The sequence below is a fragment of the Geodermatophilus sp. SYSU D00779 genome (assembly GCF_054050595.1).
Genome location: NZ_JBJGZQ010000067.1, coordinates 1 through 1,597 on the forward strand (window position 1 = coordinate 1; position 1,597 = coordinate 1,597).

Annotated in this window: 3 protein-coding genes; all 3 read right to left on the bottom strand. The window is 72.8% G+C overall.

The annotated features are described in order from the left end of the window. A partial coding sequence (locus tag ACI79G_RS24900; protein ID WP_456883711.1) for an aminotransferase class III-fold pyridoxal phosphate-dependent enzyme occupies positions 1 to 199 on the bottom strand: 199 nt, incomplete at its 3' end. Next, complete coding sequence (argB, locus tag ACI79G_RS24905) at positions 196 to 1,260, bottom strand: acetylglutamate kinase (protein WP_456883712.1); 1,065 nt, start codon at positions 1,258 to 1,260, stop codon at positions 196 to 198. The genes ACI79G_RS24900 and argB, both read right to left, overlap by 4 nt. Then, a partial coding sequence (locus ACI79G_RS24910) for a bifunctional ornithine acetyltransferase/N-acetylglutamate synthase (RefSeq protein WP_456883713.1) occupies positions 1,257 to 1,597 on the bottom strand: 341 nt, incomplete at its 5' end. The genes argB and ACI79G_RS24910, both read right to left, overlap by 4 nt.

Here is a 1,597-nt window from a genome sequence, read left to right on the forward strand (position 1 = left end):
GGGTGATGGCCTCGACGACCCTCGGGTGGGCGTGGCCGAGGATGGTGGTGGCGATGCCGCCGAGCAGGTCGGTGTACTCCCGGCCGTCGACGTCCCACACGGTGGCTCCCGCGCCGCGGGCCAGCGCGACCGGCGGGGTGCGGTAGTTGTGCATCATCACCGCCGACCAGCGGGCGGCCAGCTCCTCCGTGCGGCTCATCGCGCGGGCTCCGCGTTGCCGGTCGGAGCCGGGCTCGCGCCGTCGACCGCCGGGAGGACCATCGTGCCGGTGCCCTCGGTGGTGAACATCTCCAGCAGCAGGGCGTGCGGGGTGCGGCCGTCGACCACGGTCGCCCGCTTCACCCCGCCCTCGACCGCCCGCAGGCAGGCCGCCATCTTCGGCACCATCCCCGCGTCCAGGGTCGGCAGGACCTCGGCCAGCTCTCGCGTGTCGATCTTCTGCACCAGGGACTCCCGGTCGGGCCAGTCGGCGTAGAGGCCCTCGACGTCGGTGAGGACCACCAGCTTCACCGCGCCCAGCGCCACGGCCAGCGCGGCGGCCGCCGTGTCGGCGTTGAGGTTGTGCACCCGCCCGCTGGGGTCCGGCGCCACGGTGGACACCACGGGGATGCGGCCGGCGTCGATGATCGCGCCGACGGTCGTGGGGTCCACGTCGGCCACGTCGCCGACCAGGCCGACGTCGACCTCCTCGCCGTCGACGACCGCGGTGGTGCGCTGGGCGGTGAACAGCCCGCCGTCCTCACCGGAGAGCCCGACCGCGAAGTGCCCGTGCTGGTTGATGAGGTTGACCACCTCGGGACCCACCTGGCCGGTGAGCACCATCCGGACGACCTCGATGCTCTCCTCGGTGGTGACCCGCAGCCCGCCGCGGAACTCGCTCTTGATGCCCAGCCGGCGCAGCATGCTGGTGATCTGCGGGCCGCCGCCGTGCACGACGACCGGGAGGATGCCGCAGGTCCGCAGGAAGACCATGTCCTCGGCGAAGGCCCGGCGGCACTCCTCGTCGACCATCGCGTGGCCGCCGTACTTGACCACCACCACGTTGCCGTGGAACTCCTTGAGCCACGGCAGCGCCCCGGTCAGGACGGCGACCTTGCGGGCGTCGCCCTCCGGGTCGTAGGTGCGCATCACGCGCGTGGTGCCGATCCGCTTGCGGACGGCGGGCACCGTGGGCGGCGCCTCGTCGACGCGGACGTCGGGCGGGGTGGGGTCCTGCACGGTGCTGGTGCGGGTCAGGTGCTGTGCGTGGTCGATGCTCATGTGGAGTAGGCCGAGTTCTCGTGCACGTAGGCGATGGACAGGTCGTTGGTCCAGACGGTGGCCTGCTCGCCACCGGCTCCCAGGTCGACGTCGATGGTGATCGCGCGACCGGTGAGGTCGACGCCCTCGCGGGGGTCGCCGATCGCCCCACCGCGGCAGACGGTGACCCCGTTGATGGTCACGTCCACCCGGTCGGGCTCGAAGACCGCATCGGTGGTGCCGATCGCGGCCAGCACCCGGCCCCAGTTCGGGTCGTTGCCGAACAGCGCGGTCTTGAGCAGGTTGTTGCGGGCGCACGCCCGCCCGGCGGTCAGCGCGTCCTCGACGCTGGCGGCGT